Origin of the sequence: Winogradskyella sp. PC-19 (assembly GCF_002163855.1) — a bacterium.
In the GTDB taxonomy this organism is placed as follows: domain Bacteria; phylum Bacteroidota; class Bacteroidia; order Flavobacteriales; family Flavobacteriaceae; genus Winogradskyella.
Genome location: NZ_CP019332.1, coordinates 2,817,982 through 2,839,148, shown reverse-complemented (window position 1 = coordinate 2,839,148; position 21,167 = coordinate 2,817,982). Strand labels below are relative to the sequence as shown.

The 21,167-nt window shown below is 32.8% G+C and carries 22 protein-coding genes; 16 read left to right on the top strand and 6 right to left on the bottom strand.

What is annotated here, in order from left to right:
* Positions 1 to 23: 23 nt before the first annotated feature.
* From BTO05_RS13200 to BTO05_RS13160, 9 genes are all read left to right on the top strand, one after another.
* A complete protein-coding gene (locus BTO05_RS13200; RefSeq protein ID WP_087493120.1) occupies positions 24 to 1,208 on the top strand; it encodes a PQQ-dependent sugar dehydrogenase in 1,185 nt (394 codons plus the stop codon).
* A 10-nt stretch (positions 1,209 to 1,218) separates the two neighbouring features.
* Positions 1,219 to 1,677: a c-type cytochrome gene (locus BTO05_RS13195; protein ID WP_087493119.1), complete on the top strand. Its 459-nt coding sequence runs from the start codon at positions 1,219 to 1,221 to the stop codon at positions 1,675 to 1,677.
* Between the two features lie 43 nt (positions 1,678 to 1,720).
* Positions 1,721 to 2,326, top strand: a complete 606-nt coding sequence (gene udk / locus BTO05_RS13190) for a uridine kinase (protein WP_087493118.1) — start codon at positions 1,721 to 1,723, stop codon at positions 2,324 to 2,326.
* A gap of 1 nt (position 2,327) precedes the next feature.
* On the top strand, positions 2,328 to 2,654 hold the full coding sequence (locus BTO05_RS13185; RefSeq protein WP_087493117.1) for an FtsB family cell division protein: 327 nt from the start codon (positions 2,328 to 2,330) through the stop codon (positions 2,652 to 2,654).
* Complete coding sequence (locus BTO05_RS13180) at positions 2,647 to 4,002, top strand: methylmalonyl-CoA mutase subunit beta (protein WP_087493116.1); 1,356 nt, start codon at positions 2,647 to 2,649, stop codon at positions 4,000 to 4,002. The genes BTO05_RS13185 and BTO05_RS13180 overlap by 8 nt, the downstream gene beginning before the upstream one ends.
* 9 nt (positions 4,003 to 4,011) lie before the next feature.
* Positions 4,012 to 4,653 carry a hypothetical protein gene (locus tag BTO05_RS13175; protein WP_157662592.1) on the top strand — a complete coding sequence of 214 codons (642 nt, stop codon included), beginning with the start codon at positions 4,012 to 4,014 and terminating at the stop codon, positions 4,651 to 4,653.
* Entirely contained in the window at positions 4,653 to 6,776 is a 2,124-nt protein-coding gene (gene scpA / locus BTO05_RS13170; protein ID WP_087493114.1) for a methylmalonyl-CoA mutase, read from the top strand. Before BTO05_RS13175 ends, scpA begins: the two co-directional genes overlap by 1 nt.
* 58 nt (positions 6,777 to 6,834) lie before the next feature.
* Entirely contained in the window at positions 6,835 to 7,815 is a 981-nt protein-coding gene (locus tag BTO05_RS13165) for a hypothetical protein (RefSeq protein WP_157662591.1), read from the top strand.
* A gap of 174 nt (positions 7,816 to 7,989) precedes the next feature.
* Positions 7,990 to 9,186: a metallophosphoesterase gene (locus BTO05_RS13160; protein WP_087493112.1), complete on the top strand. Its 1,197-nt coding sequence runs from the start codon at positions 7,990 to 7,992 to the stop codon at positions 9,184 to 9,186.
* A gap of 6 nt (positions 9,187 to 9,192) precedes the next feature.
* Here the strand turns inward: BTO05_RS13160 and BTO05_RS13155 are convergent, their stop codons facing one another.
* Positions 9,193 to 10,605: a CotH kinase family protein gene (locus BTO05_RS13155; protein WP_087493111.1), complete on the bottom strand. Its 1,413-nt coding sequence runs from the start codon at positions 10,603 to 10,605 to the stop codon at positions 9,193 to 9,195.
* A 142-nt stretch (positions 10,606 to 10,747) separates the two neighbouring features.
* Between BTO05_RS13155 and BTO05_RS13150 the strand changes: the two genes are divergently transcribed.
* The 7 genes from BTO05_RS13150 (at position 10,748) to BTO05_RS13120 (ending at position 16,345) form a co-directional block, all read left to right on the top strand.
* Positions 10,748 to 11,512, top strand: coding sequence for a ParA family protein (locus tag BTO05_RS13150; RefSeq protein ID WP_087493110.1), 765 nt, complete (start codon positions 10,748 to 10,750; stop codon positions 11,510 to 11,512).
* Positions 11,512 to 12,414: a ParB/RepB/Spo0J family partition protein gene (locus BTO05_RS13145; protein WP_087493109.1), complete on the top strand. Its 903-nt coding sequence runs from the start codon at positions 11,512 to 11,514 to the stop codon at positions 12,412 to 12,414. Before BTO05_RS13150 ends, BTO05_RS13145 begins: the two co-directional genes overlap by 1 nt.
* Positions 12,404 to 13,006 (top strand): DUF5683 domain-containing protein, encoded by a 603-nt coding sequence (locus BTO05_RS13140; RefSeq protein WP_087493108.1) that lies wholly within the window; start codon positions 12,404 to 12,406, stop codon positions 13,004 to 13,006. The genes BTO05_RS13145 and BTO05_RS13140 overlap by 11 nt, the downstream gene beginning before the upstream one ends.
* Positions 13,007 to 13,017: 11 nt before the next feature.
* Positions 13,018 to 13,719 (top strand): 4-hydroxy-tetrahydrodipicolinate reductase, encoded by a 702-nt coding sequence (gene dapB / locus BTO05_RS13135; RefSeq protein ID WP_087493107.1) that lies wholly within the window; start codon positions 13,018 to 13,020, stop codon positions 13,717 to 13,719.
* Positions 13,720 to 13,782: 63 nt separating this feature from the next.
* Positions 13,783 to 15,405 (top strand): signal peptidase I, encoded by a 1,623-nt coding sequence (lepB, locus tag BTO05_RS13130; protein WP_087493106.1) that lies wholly within the window; start codon positions 13,783 to 13,785, stop codon positions 15,403 to 15,405.
* Positions 15,406 to 15,416: 11 nt separating this feature from the next.
* Positions 15,417 to 16,031 carry a WbqC family protein gene (locus BTO05_RS13125; protein ID WP_087493105.1) on the top strand — a complete coding sequence of 205 codons (615 nt, stop codon included), beginning with the start codon at positions 15,417 to 15,419 and terminating at the stop codon, positions 16,029 to 16,031.
* Positions 16,031 to 16,345 carry a DUF6122 family protein gene (locus BTO05_RS13120; RefSeq protein ID WP_087493104.1) on the top strand — a complete coding sequence of 105 codons (315 nt, stop codon included), beginning with the start codon at positions 16,031 to 16,033 and terminating at the stop codon, positions 16,343 to 16,345. The genes BTO05_RS13125 and BTO05_RS13120 overlap by 1 nt, the downstream gene beginning before the upstream one ends.
* Here BTO05_RS13120 and BTO05_RS13115 read toward each other — a convergent pair.
* Genes BTO05_RS13115 through BTO05_RS13095 form a run of 5 tightly spaced genes read right to left on the bottom strand, consistent with a single transcriptional unit; the run spans position 16,337 to position 21,158 of the window.
* Positions 16,337 to 17,350 carry an endonuclease/exonuclease/phosphatase family protein gene (locus BTO05_RS13115; RefSeq protein ID WP_087493103.1) on the bottom strand — a complete coding sequence of 338 codons (1,014 nt, stop codon included), beginning with the start codon at positions 17,348 to 17,350 and terminating at the stop codon, positions 16,337 to 16,339. The two genes, BTO05_RS13120 and BTO05_RS13115, sit on opposite strands and share 9 nt — an antisense overlap.
* Positions 17,351 to 17,356: 6 nt before the next feature.
* Complete coding sequence (locus tag BTO05_RS13110; protein WP_087493102.1) at positions 17,357 to 18,235, bottom strand: rhomboid family protein; 879 nt, start codon at positions 18,233 to 18,235, stop codon at positions 17,357 to 17,359.
* Entirely contained in the window at positions 18,235 to 19,011 is a 777-nt protein-coding gene (locus tag BTO05_RS13105; protein WP_087493101.1) for a rhomboid family intramembrane serine protease, read from the bottom strand. The genes BTO05_RS13110 and BTO05_RS13105 overlap by 1 nt, the downstream gene beginning before the upstream one ends.
* A gap of 6 nt (positions 19,012 to 19,017) precedes the next feature.
* Complete coding sequence (gene mutL / locus BTO05_RS13100) at positions 19,018 to 20,880, bottom strand: DNA mismatch repair endonuclease MutL (protein ID WP_087493100.1); 1,863 nt, start codon at positions 20,878 to 20,880, stop codon at positions 19,018 to 19,020.
* Positions 20,880 to 21,158: a riboflavin synthase subunit beta gene (locus BTO05_RS13095; protein ID WP_087493099.1), complete on the bottom strand. Its 279-nt coding sequence runs from the start codon at positions 21,156 to 21,158 to the stop codon at positions 20,880 to 20,882. Before BTO05_RS13095 ends, mutL begins: the two co-directional genes overlap by 1 nt.
* Between the last annotated feature and the right edge of the window lie 9 nt (positions 21,159 to 21,167).

Genomic DNA, 21,167 nt, shown 5'->3' with positions numbered 1-21,167 from the left:
TTTATAAAGTAAAATTAATCGCCATGAAACAGTTAAAACTTATCGTCGTAGCATTAAGCATTATTTGTGCTTCTTGTGGTCAAAAGGAAAATAAAAAAAGTGAAACTCCTGAAATTGCAGAAGCACAGTCACAGGTCGAAGTAGGCACAACCTCTTCTGTAGAAGCCGAAGCTGCAACAAATATTGACTATTCGACTGAAACTGTCGTCCCAGACCTAAATATTCCTTGGGGTATGGTTTTCTTGCCTGATGGCGCTATGTTAATTACTGAAAAAGCTGGAGAACTTATTCATTTTAAAGATGGCAAAAAAACAACTATTGAAGGTTTACCTGATATATATGTTCGTGGGCAAGGCGGATTGTTAGACATAGAATTACATCCTGATTATGCTAATAATGGTTGGTTATATATTACACATGCCTCTGAAGATGGCGATGGTGATGGTGGTAATACCGCATTATTAAGAGCAAAATTAGATGGCAATAAATTGATTGATGTTACAAGACTTTATAAAGCTGGCCCAAACTCACGCCGTGGTCAACATTTTGGCTCTCGAATTGAGTTTGATAATGATGGGTATCTATATTTTTCAGTTGGTGACAGAGGAAATAGAGATGAAAATCCTCAAGACATTACAAGAGACTGTGGTAAAATATACAGACTTAATGCTGATGGTTCGGTGCCTAAAGACAATCCTTTTGTTGGAACAGAAAATGCAAAAACGGCAATATTTAGTTACGGACACAGAAATCCCCAAGGCATGGTAAAAAATCCATATTCAGGTAAAATATGGGTTCATGAACATGGTCCAAAAGGTGGTGATGAAATTAATGTTGTTCAAAAGGGCAAAAATTTTGGATGGCCAATTATCAGTTATGGTGTTAATTATAGTGGTACAAAATTCACTGACATAACTTCAAAAGATGGCATGGAGCAACCACTATTTTATTGGGTCCCATCAATTGCACCTAGCGGAATGGATTTTGTAACTTCAGATAAATACACAGATTGGAAAGGAAATCTTCTTGTCGGTTCTTTAAAATTTGAATACCTAGAGCGTTTGGTTCTAAATAATAATAAAGTGACTAAGCGCGAAAAACTCCTTGAAGGTATGGGTCGAGTAAGAGATGTAAAACAAGGTCCTGACGGTTACATATATGTTGCTTTAGAAAACAAAGGTATCGTTAAAATAGTTCCAAATTCATAGATTTTAGAATATGAAATTATCTCACAGTATTTATACATTTAGTTTGACTTTATTACTTTTTGTAAGTTGTAATGAAAAGCCTGAAAAGGAAAAAACAATTAAACGTACCCAAACAGAAACCACAGCTGTAAGTAACCCATTAAAAGAAAGTGTAGCACGTGGTCGATTAGTTTATAACGATTTTTGTATTACTTGTCATATGGCATCAGGCGAAGGCGTAGCAAATGTATTTCCGCCTTTGGCTAATTCGGACTATCTAAAAAATAATCAATTAGAAAGTCTTAAGGGTATCAAATATGGTCAAAACGGTAAGATTGTTGTTAACGGAAAAACCTATAATGGCGCTATGGCTGCACTTGGTTTAGCAGATGATGAAGTTGCAGATGTCATGAACTATATTAATAATAGTTGGGGTAATAAATACGGCAAATTAATTACTGAAGAAGAAGTTGCCAAAATCGAAAAGTAATCTATCTCTATTTGTTAACTTTGTAGGGTTAAAATTTTGATACATGCTTATAATTGGAATAGCTGGAGGTACTGGTTGCGGAAAAACAACAGTTGTTAATACAATTCTTAAAGAATTACCACAAGACGAAGTTGTTGTAATATCTCAGGACTCATACTACAAAGACACAACACATTTAAGCTACGACGAACGTGTAAAAATCAATTTTGATCATCCACGATCTATAGATTTTGATTTATTAGTAAATCACCTTAATGAATTAAAAAAAGGGAATCCCATTCAGCAACCTGTCTACTCTTTCGTTCAACATAATAGAACAGGAGATAGCGTACTGACAAAACCAAGAAAAGTAATAATCGTAGAAGGTATTTTAATACTTACAAATCCTGAAATTAGAGACTTATTTGATATTAAGATATTTGTACATGCCGATAGTGACGAGCGTTTGATAAGAAGACTTAAAAGAGACATTAATGAACGTGGTAGAGACATAGAAGAAGTGCTAACGAGATACCAGAATACTCTAAAACCAATGCATCAACAATTTATTGAGCCGATGAAAGAGTATGCAGATATTATTATACCTAACAATAAATATAATACTGTTGCGGTTGATATTGTAAAGACAATCATTAACGAACGCTTATAAAATGGCTAAATTCAAAAAGAAATATCTAAAGTCTTTCAAAAACTTTTACATCATTGGTTTAATCGCCTTTGCTGTATGGATGTTATTTTTTGATACGCATTCTTGGTTACTTCACAATGATTTAAATGAGGACAAAGAAGCACTAAATAAAGAAAAACAATATTACATAAATGAGATGAAGAAGGACGAGAAAGCTACTAAAGAATTAAGCACTGATAAAGGTGTTGAAAAAGTAGCTAGAGAAACCTACTACATGAAAAAGCCTAATGAAGAAATTTACATTATAGAATACGAAGACAGCATTCCTAAATCTAAAAAAGATGAGTAAATCACTATTTCAAGAATTTAAAAGTGTTTCTTCAAAAGAATGGAAACAAAAAATTCAAGTCGACCTAAAAGGTGCAGATTACAATGATAGTTTAATTTGGAAAACAGATGACGGTATAGATGTCAAACCATTTTACCATGCCGATGAGTTCGAAACACATCCTAATATTTCAAATTCTAAAGCTTCAAATTGGAAAATAAGTCAAAATATTGATGTCGTTGAAGTTTCAGAAGCCAATACTTTAGCTAAAGATGCTATAAAAAAAGGAGCTGAACATCTTATTTTTAACATAAAAAACGAAGACATTAATCTCCAAGAATTAATTTCGGGTATTGACATACCTATTCATATTAATTCCGAAAAACTATCCTTATCGCTGTTAGAAAAAATATCAAGCGTTAAGAATTCTACTAAAGTTTCTTTTAATAATGACGTCATTGGTAATTTAGGCAAAACCGGGAATTGGTTTTACAATTTAAAAGAAGACCATATTATCCTTGAAGAAAGTGTAAAGCAGCACAATCAACTATACATAAACTTAAGCCATTATCAAAACGGAGGCGCCAATAACGTCCAACAGTTAGCTTACGCTTTAGCTCATATCAATGAATATCTTAATCATTTTGAAAACAAAAGTATTTCAGTAAATAAATTAGAAGTAATTTTTAATGTAGCGATAGGTAGTAACTATTTTTTCGAAATTACAAAAATAAGAGCACTTAGATTACTTTGGTCGACACTGTCAGAAACCTACAAAGCAAATCCTAATTGTGTAATAACAGCAACTCCTAGTAAACGTAATAAAACTATTTACGATTACAACGTAAATATGTTACGCACAACAACCGAATGTATGAGTGCGATTTTAGGTGGTGCAAGTATGATTTGCAATCAACCCTACAATAATTTATTTCAGGAGTCTACGGAATTTGGAGAACGTATTTCTAGAAATCAATTATTAATCCTTAAAAAAGAAAGTTATTTCGATGCGGTAAATAATCCTTCAGATGGCTCTTTTTATATCGAGAGCTTAACTACTCAATTAAGTGAAAAAGCTTTAGACCTTTTCAAAAACATTGAAGCAAATGGTGGGTTTTTACAACAATTAAAAGAAGGTACGATTCAAAGAAAAATTAAAGAAAGTGCAGCTAAAGAACAGAGCGATTTTAATGAAGGAAAGATTACACTTTTAGGAACAAACAAACATCCAAATCTCGCAGACAAAATGAAAAATACTCTTGAAAAAGAGCCTTTTTTAAAGATTGAAAAGAGAAAAACACTTATTGAACCAATTATTCAAAAAAGATTATCTGAAGATATGGAAATCAAAAGATTAAAAGAAGAATAAAACATGGTATTGAGAAAACCTATAGTAACTGTTTTGTTGACATTAGTTTTATTGTTTGTGTCATGCAACGATAAAACTAAAAATGAAGTTGATAGTGTTAATAAATCAAATGAATTAGCCATTTCTAATAACACTCAATTTTTAGAAGATGACGGTATTCAACTTTTATTACCTGAGAACTTTAAGCGATATTCATCGGCAGAATATGAAGTCGTATTAAAAACCTTAGCCAAAGGAAAAATATTAGACTTAGAAGAAAAACGTCTTCGACATTTAAGAAATATTGATGGCAATCATTACATCTATTTTGATAAAGCATCTAAATCAACAATTCTTGTAAACACAATTCCTTTCGCACCAATTCTGAAACAGAATGCGAGTTCAATTTTAGCTGATATCACCAGAGATTTATCAGAGTTTTGCAAAATGACAAAACAAGATTTTAGTAAAATAACAGGAAAATATAGCGAAACGCCTAGTGTTCAAATATTCAAGAGTGTTCATAAAGTATATGATAAAAGAAAGAAAAATTCTACTAGATACCAACACAAGTATTATTTGGCATTTTCAAAAGACAAAAACTTAATCATTGATATTAATACAACTTTAGATTTTGACTTTGACAATTATCTAGCAAAAATAAAATTCTAATGCAACGAAAAGATATTCAACACATATCAATAAAATCGCCAGAAGCAAAAACATCTAGTTCAAAAACAACTGTTTTTAAAACTGCCGAGGATATCGATGTCAAACAAACCTACTCTAAAGAAGATATTCAAAATTTAGAACACCTTAATTTCGTTGCAGGTATTGCACCAAATCTTCGTGGACCATATTCAACAATGTATGTACGAAGACCTTGGACCATAAGACAATATGCAGGGTTTTCTACAGCCGAAGAAAGTAATGCATTTTACAGAAGAAATCTCGCTGCTGGACAAAAAGGACTTTCCGTAGCTTTTGATTTAGCAACACATCGTGGCTATGACAGTGACCACGAACGTGTAGTTGGAGATGTTGGTAAAGCTGGAGTTGCGATTGATTCTGTTGAGGACATGAAGGTATTATTTGACCAGATTCCTTTAGATAAAATGTCAGTTTCAATGACCATGAATGGTGCCGTACTACCAATCATGGCCTTTTACATTGTCGCTGCCGAAGAACAAGGTGTTAAACCAGAAGCTTTAGCAGGAACTATCCAAAATGATATTTTAAAAGAGTTTATGGTTAGAAACACCTACATCTATCCGCCAACGCCTTCAATGAAAATAATCTCTGATATTTTTGAATATACCAGCAAGCATATGCCAAAATTCAATAGTATTAGTATATCAGGTTACCACATGCAAGAAGCTGGCGCAACCTGCGATATCGAATTAGCATATACATTAGCAGACGGATTAGAATACATTAGAAAAGGATTAGAAGCTGGCATGGATATCGACACTTTTGCGCCTCGCCTATCGTTCTTTTGGGCCATTGGCATGAATCATTTTATGGAAATTGCCAAAATGCGAGCTGCAAGAATGCTTTGGGCAAAATTAGTAAAGCAATTCAACCCAAAAAATCCTAAGTCTCTTGCATTACGAACACATTGCCAAACATCCGGATGGAGTTTAACAGAACAAGACCCGTTTAACAATGTTGCTCGTACCTGTATAGAAGCTTCTGCTGCTGCTTTTGGCGGCACACAAAGTTTACATACTAATGCATTGGATGAAGCTATTGCATTACCAACAGATTTTTCTGCACGAATAGCTCGAAATACGCAAATCTATCTTCAAGAAGAAACACACATCACAAAAACGGTTGACCCATGGGCTGGCAGTTATTATGTCGAAAAACTGACACATAACATCGCACAAAAAGCATGGCAACTCATTGAAGAAGTTGAAGAGTTAGGCGGAATGACTAAAGCCATCGAAGCCGGTATACCAAAGTTGCGCATTGAAGAAGCTGCAGCTAGAAAGCAAGCCAGGATAGATTCTGGTCAAGACATCATTGTAGGTGTCAACAAATACAGACTTGAGGAAGAAGACCCATTACATATACTTGAAGTTGATAACCAAACGGTAAGACTTCAACAAATTGAACGCTTAGAGCAAATTAAAGCTGAAAGAAATACGACAGATGTAAATGATGCGCTTTCTAAACTAACACAAGCCGCAAAGTCAGGTCAAGAAAATTTATTAGCTTTAGCAGTAGATGCAGCTCGAAAACGTGCGACATTAGGCGAAATTAGTGACGCGCTTGAGGCAGAATTTGGACGTTATAAAGCACAAATAAAATCATTCTCTGGTGTGTATAGTAAAGAAATAAAAGACGATAGTAGCTTTAAAAAAGCTCGAGAATTGGCAGATACATTTGCCGAACAAGATGGACGTCGCCCACGTATTATGGTTGCAAAAATGGGGCAAGATGGTCATGACCGTGGTGCCAAAGTAGTTGCTACTGGATATGCCGATGTTGGTTTTGATGTAGATATTGGACCTCTTTTTCAAACACCAAAAGAAGCTGCCAAACAAGCCGTTGAAAATGATGTGCATATTTTAGGAGTATCTTCTCTTGCTGCAGGTCATAAAACATTAGTACCACAAGTTATTGAAGAACTAAAGGCTTACGGCCGAGATGATATTATGGTAATTGTCGGTGGTGTAATCCCAAAACAAGATTATCAGTACTTATTTGATGCTGGAGCAGTCGCTGTATTTGGACCAGGCACTAAGATTAGTGAAGCTGCGATTCAGATTTTAGAAATTTTGATTGACTGATTTTTTCAATTACTACGTTTAGTCATTTATATGTAACTTTACTTAAAAAAGAAAAGTTATGAATCTTAAAAATGCACTTTCGTTTTCCATAATATCAATATTCCTACTTTCAAATTCTTTGTATTCACAATCAAATAAAATTAAAATCGAAGGTGTTAATACTGAAGTTAAAACTTTAAAAGATACACCGGAGGTAGGTTTCTATAAGACCACTGAAACCAATAGATATTTCATCGAGAACAAGAAGAATAGCTCTGGATTGGTATATTTAGAAAACCTTTCTTACCCTTCTACCAACGGAAAAAACCGAGGGAAACTTTTGGTTATTTTTAGTGATTGTGTTTCGGTAAGGACAAAAACTTCAAAAAGTGATATTTCTGAAGGCTTAATTGCTCAACTAATAGAAGAATATACTAATTGTGAAAGTTACTCTGAAGATTTTGAATTATCTAAGCGCCAGAAAAAAGACCAAAGCTACGCAAATCAAGAAAGCATTATCAATTACGATTTCGGGTTTGGCTATTACTCCCAAGAACTTGAGTTCATGGTCAATGATAATCCTTCGTTAACAAATTCAGAAGGTGGACTTAGCGCTTTTGTTAGTATAAATATCTCTCCAAAACATTTAGGTAGTCTAACAGGAAGATTATTTTACGATTTTACTTTACAGTATAATTTTAAAACTGCATATGAATTTTCGACTTTCGATAATAAAATATCATCAGTACAACTAACTATTGCTCCTAAATACTACTTTTCGAAAAGCAATGCGACTATCTATCCATTTATAGGTGCTTCGATAGGCGCAGTTCTATTAAAGTATGATTACACTGATACTAGCAGTGTTGTTTTTCAAAATGTAGACAGCTCTGACACCAAAGTGATTTACGGTTTTGAGATAGGCGCACAAATCTTAACTGATTTTGAAGTGACACTAAGCTATTATCCAGATTATAAGTTCGGTATTTTTATAGATGACATTAACACTGTCAATTCTAGATTTAAAAATTTGAATTTTAAATTGGGTTATAAATTTTAACCTACTAATACTGCTTTTAGAGAACGATAATTTCAGTTGACTTACCGAGCTAATCTAAGCTCATAAAATCAATAATAACAAACCTAACTTTACAATTAAACGCTATCAGAATTCTTATTATAAATTATACTATTCTTTAAGCTATTTCGTTCTTTTTTTTGTATCTTATAATTTATGCAATTTTTGTTTTCAAAATATAGAAGCAAACCACTAATAGGCTTTATTTTAATTCTTCTTTTAGTATTAAATACTAATTTATATGCCCAAGAACCAAAATTCCCTAAGCCTGTAAAATCAGACAAAGTTCTAGTTCCTAAAACTCAAATTAAATCTAATAAAACTAAAAAATCAATAGATTTTAATGGGCAAGATGGGCCTTTTATTATTGACGACTCTTTACTCTATAGAATTACGAAAGAAAACAAACTAAAATTAGTCTCAAAGTTTAATAAAGATTCTATCAAAGTAAATGTCGATAACGACGACGCCAACTCATTCTACGTATCTATAAACTCAGATTATAATGCGCCTCAGACACATTATAATACTACTGAAAAAATAGTAGTTATTTCGGATATTGAAGGCAATTACGAAGCTTTTGTAAGCTTTTTGTATGCTAATAAAATTATTGATGAAAATCACAATTGGATATTTGGCAATGGACACTTGGTATTAAATGGCGATTTTGTTGATAGAGGTAAAAACGTAACACAAGTTTTATGGCTAATATATAAGCTAGAGCATGATGCAAAGTCTCAAGGTGGGAATGTGCATTTTATTTTGGGTAATCACGAAATCCTTAATTTTTATGGTGATTACAGATATAATCTAGGCAAATACATCAAGGCTGCACAGGCTATTAGCCAAACAGATAACAAAAAGGAAGCTGTTAAATTTCTGTATTCAAAGCATTCTGAGATTGGAAAATGGCTTTCTACCAAAAACGTTATTGAGAAAATTGGTGATTATATTTTTGTTCATGGTGGTCTTAATCCAAGTATTTTAAAGTATAATTTAAGCTTAGAAGAAATCAATAAAATTGTTCGCCAGCAGTACTACAACCTAAATAAAATAGAGGGGAAAACATCAAAGTTTCTATATAGTACAAAAGGTCCATTTTGGCATAGAGGTTTGGCGAGAGAAAAAGTAAGTGGTAAAGACTTAAACTTAATTTTAGAACAATTTGACGCCAAAAAGATTGTAATTGGACACACACCTACTGATATTATAAAGACCATCTATGACGGTAAGGTAATTAATACAGATGTTCATCATGGCACTATAAAGTTTTCTGGAAAAACGTATGGTATACTTATAGAAAATGGGATAGAGTATGTACTTAATGACGCAAATGAGAAGAAACGCTTGTAAGACTGACTACAAGTTTTTAAAATAAGAATCTAAATAGGATAATCTATTTTTTAACCAAGTCTCTAGATATGTATAGTGTGTTTCATTAGATACTTTGGTTAATTTATTCTGCCAAACTAATTGCTCACGTTCATAGATTTTTTGTTCTGTTAGAGAGACATATGCAAAATTGATTTTAGAGAACAAATTTTTATCACTCATAATGTTTTTGCGTAAAAAATCCCATCGTGATTTTAAATTCTTTTTGTAATCGTCTGGATTTAACTCAATAAGTCTTTTAAACAGTCCATTACTTAAAATATCGTTTGTCGTTCTAATTTGTTTTCCGTCTTGTATAACACCAAACGTTCCGTCCAAATCCCACGGCACAATAAAATAGGGTTCACCTTTATCATATTTAGCCAAATAGTAGTTTTTCCCAAGGTTATCAGTTGCTCGTATAGCATTTACAAACAAAAAATAATCTATGGCATTACCTAGCACAAAGGCTTCTGAGATTTTAGTTTTAAAATCTTCATCAGAACCATTTACTACCAATTGCTGGAACTGAAATAAATCTTCAAAATCTGAATTATAATCCAAGAAAGGATATTCACTTTGCCAGCCTATCCAAAGCGGAAGCGCATTCTCGTATTTATCTGGAGCTTTAGTAAAATCTGGTCCACCTTCGTAAGATTCCGCTTTATAAATACGACCTTTAATAATGTTACCGTTATTTTTCTTTACCTGTAATTGCTTTCTATCAACCGACTCTGACAACTGGTACAAACCGTAGTAAGTATTGTTTTTAAAAACTTCGACATAAGACACTTCAAAACCACTTTTTGCATTTCGTTCCCGATTTAAATAATAAGGCTTATGAATGGTGTTCCAAATGTTCGCAGCTACTAAAGAACGTAATCTCAAAGGCTCATTATACATAGCATCTAAAATCCAATCGTCATCAGAACGCATGTGCATAAACTTTACATCTTTACCAAGTTCTATATCAAATGACTTTTTATTAAAGGATAATGACAAGTTTCCTCTGTGACGTATAGACATAGCAGATCCAAAAAATTGCTCAGAATCATAATAACTAAATTTACCAGCAATTTTTTTTCTGCTATTCATTTTACCATTATCCATTGTTATATGAATAATTGGCAACTTAGTTACATATAATTTATAAGATTTATCTGATTTTAGAGAAAAGGATTTGTTGTATGATAATTTTGTTGAATTTTCTAAGACATAGACAGTATCAAAAGTTATAGAACTAACATTTTGGCTATTCAAGTTATTATTAAACCAAACGATGATTCCGTTTATTTCATCTATACCAAAACTTCCTTTCTCAGCTACAATTTCTTGTGAATACAAGTTAATTGAGAGAAACATAAAGATAATAGCTATAACTGAAGACTTAATTTCTCCCATTTTAAACCTTAATACCAAGAATTTTTATGAAAATTAATCAATAATGAAGCCATAATCAAATTTTAGGGTAATGTTGACAACTTCCATTTCTAAAACCCACAAATAATTGTATTTTTAAACCCTTAATAAACCAAATCATTTAATGGGCAAAATCATAGCCATAGCAAACCAAAAAGGAGGCGTTGGTAAAACGACGACTTCAGTAAATTTAGCCGCATCGCTGGGTGTTTTAGAAAAAAAGATATTACTTATTGATGTTGATCCTCAAGCCAATGCTAGTTCTGGATTAGGCATTGACGTCGACGCTGTCGAAATAGGTTCTTATCAAGTTTTAGAACACACTAAATCAGCTAAAGAAGCTATAGTAAAATCAAATGCACCAAATGTAGATATCATTCCTGCACATATCGATTTGGTCGCTATCGAGATTGAACTCGTTGACAAAGATGAACGTGAATACATGCTTCAAAAAGCATTAGTAGAGGTTAAAGATGAGTATGATTACGTTATTATGGATTGTGCACCTTCTTTGGGTTTACTCACATTAAACGCATTAACAGCTGCAGATTCTGTAATTATCCCTATTCAATGCGAATATTTTGCACTTGAGGGTTTAGGTAAATTATTAAACACAATAAAGAGTGTTCAGAAGATACACAACGAAGCATTAGATATCGAAGGTTTATTACTAACGATGTTCGATTCTAGATTACGATTATCTAACCAGGTGGTTGAAGAAGTTCAGAAACACTTTAGCAACATGGTATTTGATACTATTATACAACGAAACGTACGCCTAAGTGAGGCACCAAGTTATGGCGAGAGCATTATCAACTACGATGTAAGTAGTCGAGGTGCTACAAATTACTTAAGCTTAGCAAAAGAAATAATTAAAAAGAATTTATAATGGCGAAGGCAACAAAAAAACAAGCACTAGGTCGTGGACTTTCAGCATTGTTAAAAGACCCAGATAATGATATAAATTCTGCATCAGACAAAAATGCTGACAAAGTCGTTGGTAATATTGTCGAACTAGATATTGAGGATATTGAAATGAATCCGTTTCAACCTAGAACAAATTTTAATGAGGAAACACTGAGAGAACTAGCGTCTTCTATAAGAGAATTAGGAGTTATACAACCAATAACTGTACGCAAATTAGCATTCAACAAATACCAATTGGTATCTGGAGAGCGTCGATTTAGAGCGTCTAAATTGATAGGTAACCCAACAATACCTGCTTACATAAGAATAGCTAATGATCAAGAGTCATTAGAGATGGCTTTGGTCGAAAATATTCAACGTCAAGATTTAGACCCAATCGAAATTGCGTTATCATACCAGCGATTAATTGACGAAATTCAATTAACTCAAGAACAAATGAGTGAACGCGTTGGTAAAAAACGTTCGACCATTGCAAATTATCTGCGTCTATTAAAGCTAGACCCAATCATACAGACTGGTATGCGTGACGGCTTTATTTCTATGGGACATGGACGTGCAATAGTTAATATAAAAAGTCAGGTTGATCAATTAGAAGTTTATGAGAAGATTATTAGTAATAAACTTTCTGTGAGAGCTACAGAAGCTTTAGTCAAAAACTTAAATAATCCTACAGAAACGAAAAGCAATTCAGAAACTACTGAGCTTCCTAAACCAATTAAAAAAGGTATCAAGGAATTTTCGGAATACTTTGGGCACAAAATTGACGTTAAAGTAGCAAAGAACGGTAGCGGAAAGATTTCTATTCCATTTCACTCTGAAGAAGATTTTAATCGCATCATAAAACTCGTAAAAAGTGCTAAATAAGCAACTTACCCTTTTATTAATTTGTTTTTTATTTTCTGTATTTGGATTCTCTCAAGTACAAAAAGATAGCACCATTGAGACGACTATTGACGAACTTAAATTAGACAATGCGCTTATCACTAAAAGAGAGATTGATCCTCTTAGACCTTCTAAAGCTGCATTTTATTCAGCTATTTTACCTGGGTTAGGTCAAGCCTATAATAAAAAGTATTGGAAAATTCCGATTGTAGTTGGAGCAATAACTACAGGTATTGTTGTTTATGATTTTAATAACAAACAATATAACCGCTACAGAGATGCTTTTAAAAGGCGCTTAGCTGGTTTTACTGATGATGAATTTTATGGCACTGGTTCTACACCAACCATTTCTGATGATGCATTAATAAGAGCTCAGCGCCAGTTTCGTCGCAATAGAGATATAGCAACTTTAGTAACCGTAGGTATCTATGTGCTAAACATTATTGATGCAAATGTAGATGCACATCTGTTACAGTTTAATGTTGACGAAAATTTAGCCTTACGGCCGCATTTTCAATATAACCCAATGGAAGACTCTTCAGATTTAGGAGTAACGGTAAATTTTAAATTTTAGATTTATAGCAGATGAAAATAGCTCTACTCGGTTATGGGAAAATGGGAAAAATCATTGAACGTGTTGCTAAAGAACGTGGACACTCTATAACCCTAAAAGCAGATAGCAAAACAAAAGAATTAGATTTTACAGATTCTGACGTGGCTATTGATTTTAGCTTACCTTCAACAGCTGTTTCAAACATAAAAAATGCCATTGATGCTAAAGTGCCTGTTATTTCTGGCACTACAGGTTGGCTGGAATATTACAATGACATTGTTGATTATTGTAACTTAAATAAATCGGCATTTTTATATGCTTCAAACTTTAGCTTAGGTGTCAATATTTTTTTCGAAGTTAATAGAGTTCTAGCAAAACTGATTACAAAGTATCCTGATTACAAATTAAATATTGAAGAGATTCATCATACACAAAAGTTAGATGCACCAAGCGGAACAGCTATCTCTTTAGCTAATGATATTATTTCCAATTCTGAATACAAGAACTGGTCAATGGACGGTACAAATTCTGATGCTATAAAAATTGAAGCAAAACGTATTATAGATGTACCAGGCACCCATATTATTAATTACGATTCTGAAGTTGATTCTATAGAAATAAAACACACTGCACATAACCGTGAAGGTTTTGCATTAGGAGCAGTAATTGCTGCTGAGTGGATTGCTGATAAAAAAGGAGTCTTTACAATGAAAGACGTCTTAAATATTGGTTAATTTGCACAAAATTTGAAACAAATTATAATACTTTTCTACCAACAGTAGATAAAAACAAAATATATGAACTGGACACAGTGGTTTATCTTTTTAATAGTAATACAAATTATTCATGGACTAGGCACATGGAAACTCTACATTAAAGCAGGAAGACAAGCATGGGAAGCATTTGTTCCAATATACAATGCGGTGATTTTAATGAAAATTATTTCTAGACCATGGTATTGGGTAATTCTGATTTTTTTACCGATAGTAAATCTTATTATGATTCCCGCAGTTTGGGTAGAAACTGCACGTGCATTTGGTAAAGACACCAAACTAGACGCATTAATTTGTATATTAACTTTAGGGTTTTATCTCTATTATTTAAACTATATAGAAGACGTTTCTTTTATAGAAAATAGACAATTAAAACCAAAAACGTCAGCAGGCGAATGGATTACCTCTATCCTATTTGCAATAGTCGCAGCAACAATTGTACACACCTATTTCTTTCAACCATTTGTGATTCCATCTTCATCTTTAGAGAAATCGCTTTTAGTCGGTGATTTTTTAATAGTTAGCAAAATTCATTATGGTGCAAGAGCACCCATGACTACAGTTGCAGCTCCTATGGTACACGATACAATACCAAAACTAGGCGCTAAATCTTATTTGTTTGATGATAATTTTGAAAAACGCAATACCTCATGGAAAAATATGTTGCAATTACCATATTTTAGGTTTCCTGGCTTTCAAAAGATAAAGAACAATGATTACGTCGTATTTGGACAGCCTGCTGATACGTTACGGAATATGGATATTTTTACACCTGACCGTAATTATTACAAGCCCATTGACAAAAAAACAAATCTTGTTAAACGATGTGTAGCCATACCTGGTGACACACTTGAAATTAAAAATGGTTATGTCCACATCAATGGTAAGAAAAACGAATTGCCAAGTAGAGGTGAGCTTCAATTTTCTTACCGTATAAAGTTTAAAAATGAACTTAGAAGTCAAGCTGATATTAATAGAATTTTGTCTGTTCTTAATCGTGCTGATGTTGATGACGGAATTGGTCAAATGCAAGACGGAACTTATATACTAAGTGCGGCTTCTGATAAAGCCATCGCTTATTTAAAAAACCATCCTGAAGTCTTATCAGTTGAAAGAAATATTCAAAAAGAAGGTTTATATGGCGGTACTTTTCCAAGAGACCCAAACTACTCTTGGAATGTCGACTTTTTTGGACCATTATATATTCCGAAAGCTGGTACTACTACAGAACTCAATGTTCAAAATTTACCATTATACGATAGACTGATTCAAGAGTATGAAGGTCATAAAGTCTTTGCTCGAGGTAACGAAGTTGTTTTAGACGGGAAAGTTGTAGACTCATATACATTTGAAAAAGATTATTATTGGATGATGGGTGACAACAGACATAACTCTGTCGATGCTCGTGCTTGGGGATTTGTCCCTTTTGATCATGTCATAGGCAAACCCGTGTTTATATGGATGAGTATCGATGGTATTAACGATGGTATCAAAAATTGGAGCATTCGTTGGGACCGTGTTTTTACCACTGTAAATGGAAAAGGCGAGCGTGTCTCTTATTTAATTCCATTTTTGGTGGTCGTGTTTGGCTTGACATTCTTTAACCGTTGGAGAAAGAACAAAAAAGCAAAAGCTAATACCAAATAAAATGGTTGACTATGCTTTTTCATCCCACATACTTTCCGAACATTGCACATTTTGTAGCAGTAGTAAAAAGTAAAACTATTGTTTTTGAAGTTTGTGATAATTACCAAAAGCAAACCTTCAGAAATCGTAGTGAAATTTACGGTGCTAACGGAAAACTGGTACTTTCTGCACCTGTATCTTACACACAAAAAAAGCGCCAACAAACAAAAGATGTTCAAATATCTACGACTGACAAATGGCAGTTACAACACCTTAAATCTCTAGACTCTGCCTACAGAATGTCACCATTTTATGAGTTTTATATTGATGATTTAATGCCATTGTTTAAAACAGATTTTAAATTTCTTTTAGATTTAAATTTAAAATGTTTTGAGCTTCTTTCTGAGGCTATACAGTTAGACAATTCATTTTCATTAACTGAAAGCTTTGAAATACCTGCAAATGATAAAAAAGATTTTCGCTACTTAGTGAATGCGAAAAAGAATACAGATTTCCAGTTTGATAAATACACCCAGGTCTTTACAGAAAAACACGGATATTTACCCAATCTAAGTATTTTGGATTTATTATTTAATGAAGGCCCAAACACACTTAACTATTTAGAATCCCAAATACCAAAATTGTAATGCTACAATCAATAGTTCATTACAGCATTCATTTTATTGTTCCAATAATAGTTGCTTATATATTCTTTAGAAAAAACTGGAAAAAAGCTTCTATTATAATGTTGTTAGGTATTGTAATTGACATAGACCACCTAATAGCTAACCCAATGTTTGATCCAAACCGTTGTAGCATAAATTTTCATATACTTCATAGCTACTACGCTATTGGCGTATACATTTTATTAGCACTATTAAAATCTACACGATTAATCGGAATAGGATTACTAATACATATAATAGCAGATACTGTAGATTGTAGTTTTATACTACTTTAATACTGCTTTTATAGGATAATGATCCGACAATTTAATATCATAGTTTTTAAAACCATTCACTGTAAAATCCTTATCTACTAAAATGAAGTCTATCCTAAGCGGAATAAAATTAAAGTTAAAGGTCTTACCAAACCCATTACCAGCAACAAGAAAAGCATCTTGATGGCTGCCCTTGATTTTATCATAGACGTATGAATAAGCCGTATTATTAAAGTCACCCATAATTATTAACTTGTAGGGACATTTACTTTTATGAGTAATTAAAAGTTCTGCTTGAGATTGTTGTATCTGAAAAACTTCTCCAATGCGCTTAGTTAATTCTTCAGAACCTTCTTTTTGTAAATCACTAACCTTAGTACTTACTTTTGAAGATTGTAGATGAACATTATAAACCCTCAGAGTATCTTTTTTTCTAGCGACATCAACGAAAATTGCATTATTAGATGTGTTAGGAAACTCTATTGAACCCGAATTGACAATAGGAAATTTTGAAAAAATAGCCTGTCCACTTTTTACTTTTCCATTTGAAACGTATTCAAATTTCTCATAATCTTTAAGCTGAAAAGTCTCGCTTTTTCTATATTCTTGAAAGCTAATAATCGTTGGGTTCTCTGCTTTTAAAAATTCTAAAATATCTGCTTCAACATTCTTATTGGGTAACCACTCAAATAAATTAAATAAGCGAACATTATAATTTATAACTGAAAAATTAGCCTCGTCTTCTACTGTCTTAGAACCTGTAAATTTATAGATTGAAATGATATAATTAAACCCAATTAATAAAACTACCAACGATAGTAACAATTGCTTTTTTACATTGAGCAGCCAATATAGAAAGAACAAAATATTCATTATAATTAAAACCGGAACAGCAAGACTTAATACAGAAAGTTGCGAAAAGCTTTTTGGAGGAATATAAGGTAAAATATATGCTAATAATAAAAGGAAGGCAGCCAAGGAATTGACGAAGAAAATAATTTTGCTAAAAAATTTAAGTCCTTTCATTTGTTATTATTTCCCAGCTTTGAACAAAAATTCTTTCTCTTTTTTTGTAAGACTGTCGTAACCACTTTTGCTTATTTTATCTAAAATAGCATCGACTTGCTTCTGTTTATCTAACGCTGAAGTGTTGCTTTTGTTTCGTGGAGCCGATTTAGTTTTTGAAGTACTTTTTTTACGATGCACTGTTTCTAATGTAGACTTTGGTTTAAACAAACTCATAAAACTATCTGCTAGGCGTTCAAATCCTTTTCCGATATCAGTACCATCTTGCAACTTCTTAGCGTAATAAAAGCCTAGTAAGTAGCCTCCTAAATGTGCTAAGTATCCACCTTGATTAATACCCATTAGCACACGACCTACATCAATAACTATAAAAAACAAGGCAATATGTTTCCACTTTACTGTAAAGGTATTGAATAGTCTAATTGTAGAATCCGGCATGTACACACCAACAAAAAGTAATAATGCTGAAATACCTGCAGATGCACCAACTAAAATACCTCTACTAGCACCAAAAAAATTAGTGGGCCATAGATTAGCAATTCCTAAATACAATAATCCACCACATATAATTCCTAAGAAAAAAATATTAAGGACCATTTTATGACGGAATAAATTTCCGGTAACTCTTGTTAAATAAAATAACATAAGCATATTAAAAAATAAATGCCAAATATCAGCATGCAAAAAACCATAGGTTATTAATGACCAAGGCTGCCACAAAAAGTCACTAAACCCAGAAGGTAATCTAAAAAAACTTAAAATTCCGCTTAATTTGAATACGTCCAATAAAAAAGTAATAATATGGACAATCACGTTTACGGCAATAATTTTACCGAAGACGTCTAGGTTATTAAACTTATATTTTAAATTTTCAATAATGTTCATTACTTATCCCAACGGTATTTATTCATACTATTCTTTTTCCAGTACCACATGATTAAAAAACCAACAATCGCACCACCGACATGTGCCATGTAAGCTGTATTACTTGGACTGAAAAAAGATTGTCCAGTAATCGCAGAAATAACATCTAATAAAATAATACCTGGTATAAAATATTTGGCTTTTACAGGAATCGGTAAGAATATAAGCATCAATTCTGCGTTTGGATTCATCATCCCAAAAGCTGCTAAAACACCCATAATACAACCTGATGCACCAACCATAGAAGCAAAATAGCTTTCACCCAATGTTATAACTTTTATTGCTTGCTCTTCCGATAATGAATTTGGAATTTTATTTGTATCAAACATGCTTTGTAAATATTCCGGGGAAATACCTAAATTCATTAAATCATTATAATTAGGCAGGTAACTAAAATAATAATACCCTAACTGAAATAAAACTGCCCCAATTCCAGCTGAAAAATAAACAAACAAAAACTTTTTTGCGCCTATTTGACGCTCTACAGAAGTACCAAACATCCATAAAGCAAACATATTAAATCCAATATGAGCTATACTGAAATTAGCCATACTACCACCTCCATGCATAAACATGTGTGTAACAATTTGCCAAGGCTTAAAAGCACTGTTTTCAGGAAAATATAAAGCAAACCATTCATAAAAGGATTGGCCGTTTCCGATAGAAACAGTACCTATAAACATAATAACGTTTATAATAATCAAATGCTTTACAGCGTCTGTAATTTGAAATCTCATAATTGATTACATAAATTTCTTTTCAATATCATCAACACCTAATGTTATAAATGTTGTTTTATTTGTTGGTGATACTGATGGTTCTTTACAAGCAAATAAGCTATTTACCAAATGCTCTTGTTCTTCTTCATTTAAAGCCTGACCCGTTTTTAGGGCTAGGCTTTTTGCCATTGATTTTGCTAATAAATCTGATGCACTAAAATTTTGGTCTGGCACATCATTTTCGACATCACTGATAAGTTGCTCCAATACAATAGATACTTCACTTTCTGGAACTCCAACAGGAACTCCGGTGATTGCAAGTCGCTCTTTTTCTTCTTCTGAAAAAACAAAACCAGCGAATTCTAAATCCGTTCTTAATTCTTTTATAATTTCGAAATCCGAAGTTGAAAAATTTAACTGCAAAGGAAATAATAATTGTTGCGTAGTTGCCTCTTTGGAAGTTAATTGTTTCAGTAAATTTTCATACAAAATACGTTGATGCGCACGATTTTGATCTATAATAAGCATGCCAGATTTTATAGTACTTACTACGTATTTTTGTCTTAACTGATATGTTGTTTTGGTCTGAGCAACCTCATCTGATTTAAAAATTGATGACGTCTTTGCTTCAGTTTCAAAGGTAACTTCAGAAAAATCATTTTGAGATGTATTTGACTTTGATTCTAAACCTACATATAAACCTTCCCAATTTGCTGCTGGCGTTTTTGAATACGTCTGTCTATTTTGTCCATCAGTATTTAATGAAGCGCTTTGCTCACCTGCAAAGGGATTAAATGTACTATCTACTTCAATAGTTGGTGTACGACCAGCTTTATCTTTATAGTTATATGGTGTATCTAAATTAGCATCGCTATTAAAATCTAAAACCGGAGCAATATTAAATTGTCCCAAACTATGCTTAACCGACGAACGCAAAATAGCGTAAAGCGTATGCTCGTCATCAAATTTAATTTCAGTTTTTGTAGGATGAATATTTATATCTATGGTTTTAGGATCTACAGTTAAATTCAAGAAATAACTTGGATGATAACCGTCTTTCAATAAACCTTCAAATGCAGCATTAATGGCATGATTGAGATATGGGCTTTTTACAAATCTATTATTCACAAAGAAGAACTGTTCTGACTTGGTCTTTTTAGAAAACTCAGGTTTACCTACAAATCCAGAGACGGTCAACACTTCTGTTGCTTCTTCTACAGGAACTAATTTTTCGTTTGTTTTAGTCCCAAAAATATTAACAACACGCTGACGATAATTACTGGCTTGTAAACTGAACATCTCACTACCATTATGATACATCGAAAATCCAATATTTGGATGTGCTAATGCTACACGATGAAACTCATCAGTCACATGTCGCAACTCAACAGTGTTTGATTTTAAAAAGTTTCGTCTTGCAGGAATATTGAAGAATAAATTTTTTACAGAAACAGATGTTCCTTTTGGAGTAACCGTTACGTCTTGGGATTTTACAGCACTACCTTCAATTAGGATTGCAGTACCTAACTCATCATTCTCTTGCTTAGTTTTTAGTTCTACATGGGCAATAGCAGCAATACTTGCTAAAGCTTCGCCTCTAAATCCTTTAGTATTTAACTGAAATAAATCTTCAGCAGATTTAATTTTAGAAGTCGCATGACGCTCAAAAGATAAACGCGCGTCGGTAGTACTCATGCCTTTTCCGTTATCTATAACTTGAACAAGAGTTTTACCAGCTTCTTTGAGAATCAATTTTATTTCTGATGCATTTGCATCAATTGCATTTTCTAATAATTCTTTTACAACTGAAGCCGGTCGTTGTACGACTTCACCAGCTGCAATCTGATTCGCCACATGGTCTGGCAATAGTTGAATAATATCTGACATTAGCCTTTAGAGAAAATAGATAAATCAAAGTCAATTATAAACAAGAATATTAAAACAAGAATACCCACAATTATAAAAACACGCTTATTGACCTTTTCGTCTCTGTCTTTATAATCCTCAAAAGCAGCATTAAATTTACCTTTTATACCTTTTGCTGGATTAATAGTTTTTCTATAGTCGTCAAACTTATGCTTTAATTCATAAGGACTGCCTTCGCCTTTGTAGTATCTAGGTGTATAATTATATCTTTTGTTCTTCTTTGTTTTAAGTAGTCCCATATTCTTTAT

What these genes read in the sequence shown, in the direction of transcription:
- BTO05_RS13150 (WP_087493110.1), top strand. Translation starts at nt 10,748, where the DNA reads ATGGGCAAAATCATAGCCATAGCAAACCAAAAAGGAGGCGTTGGTAAA.
- BTO05_RS13115 (WP_087493103.1), bottom strand. Translation starts at nt 17,350, where the DNA reads ATGAAAGGACTTAAATTTTTTAGCAAAATTATTTTCTTCGTCAATTCC.
- BTO05_RS13160 (WP_087493112.1), top strand. Translation starts at nt 7,990, where the DNA reads ATGCAATTTTTGTTTTCAAAATATAGAAGCAAACCACTAATAGGCTTT.
- BTO05_RS13145 (WP_087493109.1), top strand. Translation starts at nt 11,512, where the DNA reads ATGGCGAAGGCAACAAAAAAACAAGCACTAGGTCGTGGACTTTCAGCA.
- BTO05_RS13120 (WP_087493104.1), top strand. Translation starts at nt 16,031, where the DNA reads ATGCTACAATCAATAGTTCATTACAGCATTCATTTTATTGTTCCAATA.
- BTO05_RS13125 (WP_087493105.1), top strand. Translation starts at nt 15,417, where the DNA reads ATGCTTTTTCATCCCACATACTTTCCGAACATTGCACATTTTGTAGCA.
- BTO05_RS13155 (WP_087493111.1), bottom strand. Translation starts at nt 10,605, where the DNA reads ATGGGAGAAATTAAGTCTTCAGTTATAGCTATTATCTTTATGTTTCTC.
- dapB (WP_087493107.1), top strand. Translation starts at nt 13,018, where the DNA reads ATGAAAATAGCTCTACTCGGTTATGGGAAAATGGGAAAAATCATTGAA.
- mutL (WP_087493100.1), bottom strand. Translation starts at nt 20,880, where the DNA reads ATGTCAGATATTATTCAACTATTGCCAGACCATGTGGCGAATCAGATT.
- scpA (WP_087493114.1), top strand. Translation starts at nt 4,653, where the DNA reads ATGCAACGAAAAGATATTCAACACATATCAATAAAATCGCCAGAAGCA.
- BTO05_RS13095 (WP_087493099.1), bottom strand. Translation starts at nt 21,158, where the DNA reads ATGGGACTACTTAAAACAAAGAAGAACAAAAGATATAATTATACACCT.
- BTO05_RS13200 (WP_087493120.1), top strand. Translation starts at nt 24, where the DNA reads ATGAAACAGTTAAAACTTATCGTCGTAGCATTAAGCATTATTTGTGCT.
- BTO05_RS13105 (WP_087493101.1), bottom strand. Translation starts at nt 19,011, where the DNA reads ATGAGATTTCAAATTACAGACGCTGTAAAGCATTTGATTATTATAAAC.
- BTO05_RS13195 (WP_087493119.1), top strand. Translation starts at nt 1,219, where the DNA reads ATGAAATTATCTCACAGTATTTATACATTTAGTTTGACTTTATTACTT.
- BTO05_RS13110 (WP_087493102.1), bottom strand. Translation starts at nt 18,235, where the DNA reads ATGAACATTATTGAAAATTTAAAATATAAGTTTAATAACCTAGACGTC.
- BTO05_RS13165 (WP_157662591.1), top strand. Translation starts at nt 6,835, where the DNA reads ATGAATCTTAAAAATGCACTTTCGTTTTCCATAATATCAATATTCCTA.
- udk (WP_087493118.1), top strand. Translation starts at nt 1,721, where the DNA reads ATGCTTATAATTGGAATAGCTGGAGGTACTGGTTGCGGAAAAACAACA.
- BTO05_RS13185 (WP_087493117.1), top strand. Translation starts at nt 2,328, where the DNA reads ATGGCTAAATTCAAAAAGAAATATCTAAAGTCTTTCAAAAACTTTTAC.
- lepB (WP_087493106.1), top strand. Translation starts at nt 13,783, where the DNA reads ATGAACTGGACACAGTGGTTTATCTTTTTAATAGTAATACAAATTATT.
- BTO05_RS13180 (WP_087493116.1), top strand. Translation starts at nt 2,647, where the DNA reads ATGAGTAAATCACTATTTCAAGAATTTAAAAGTGTTTCTTCAAAAGAA.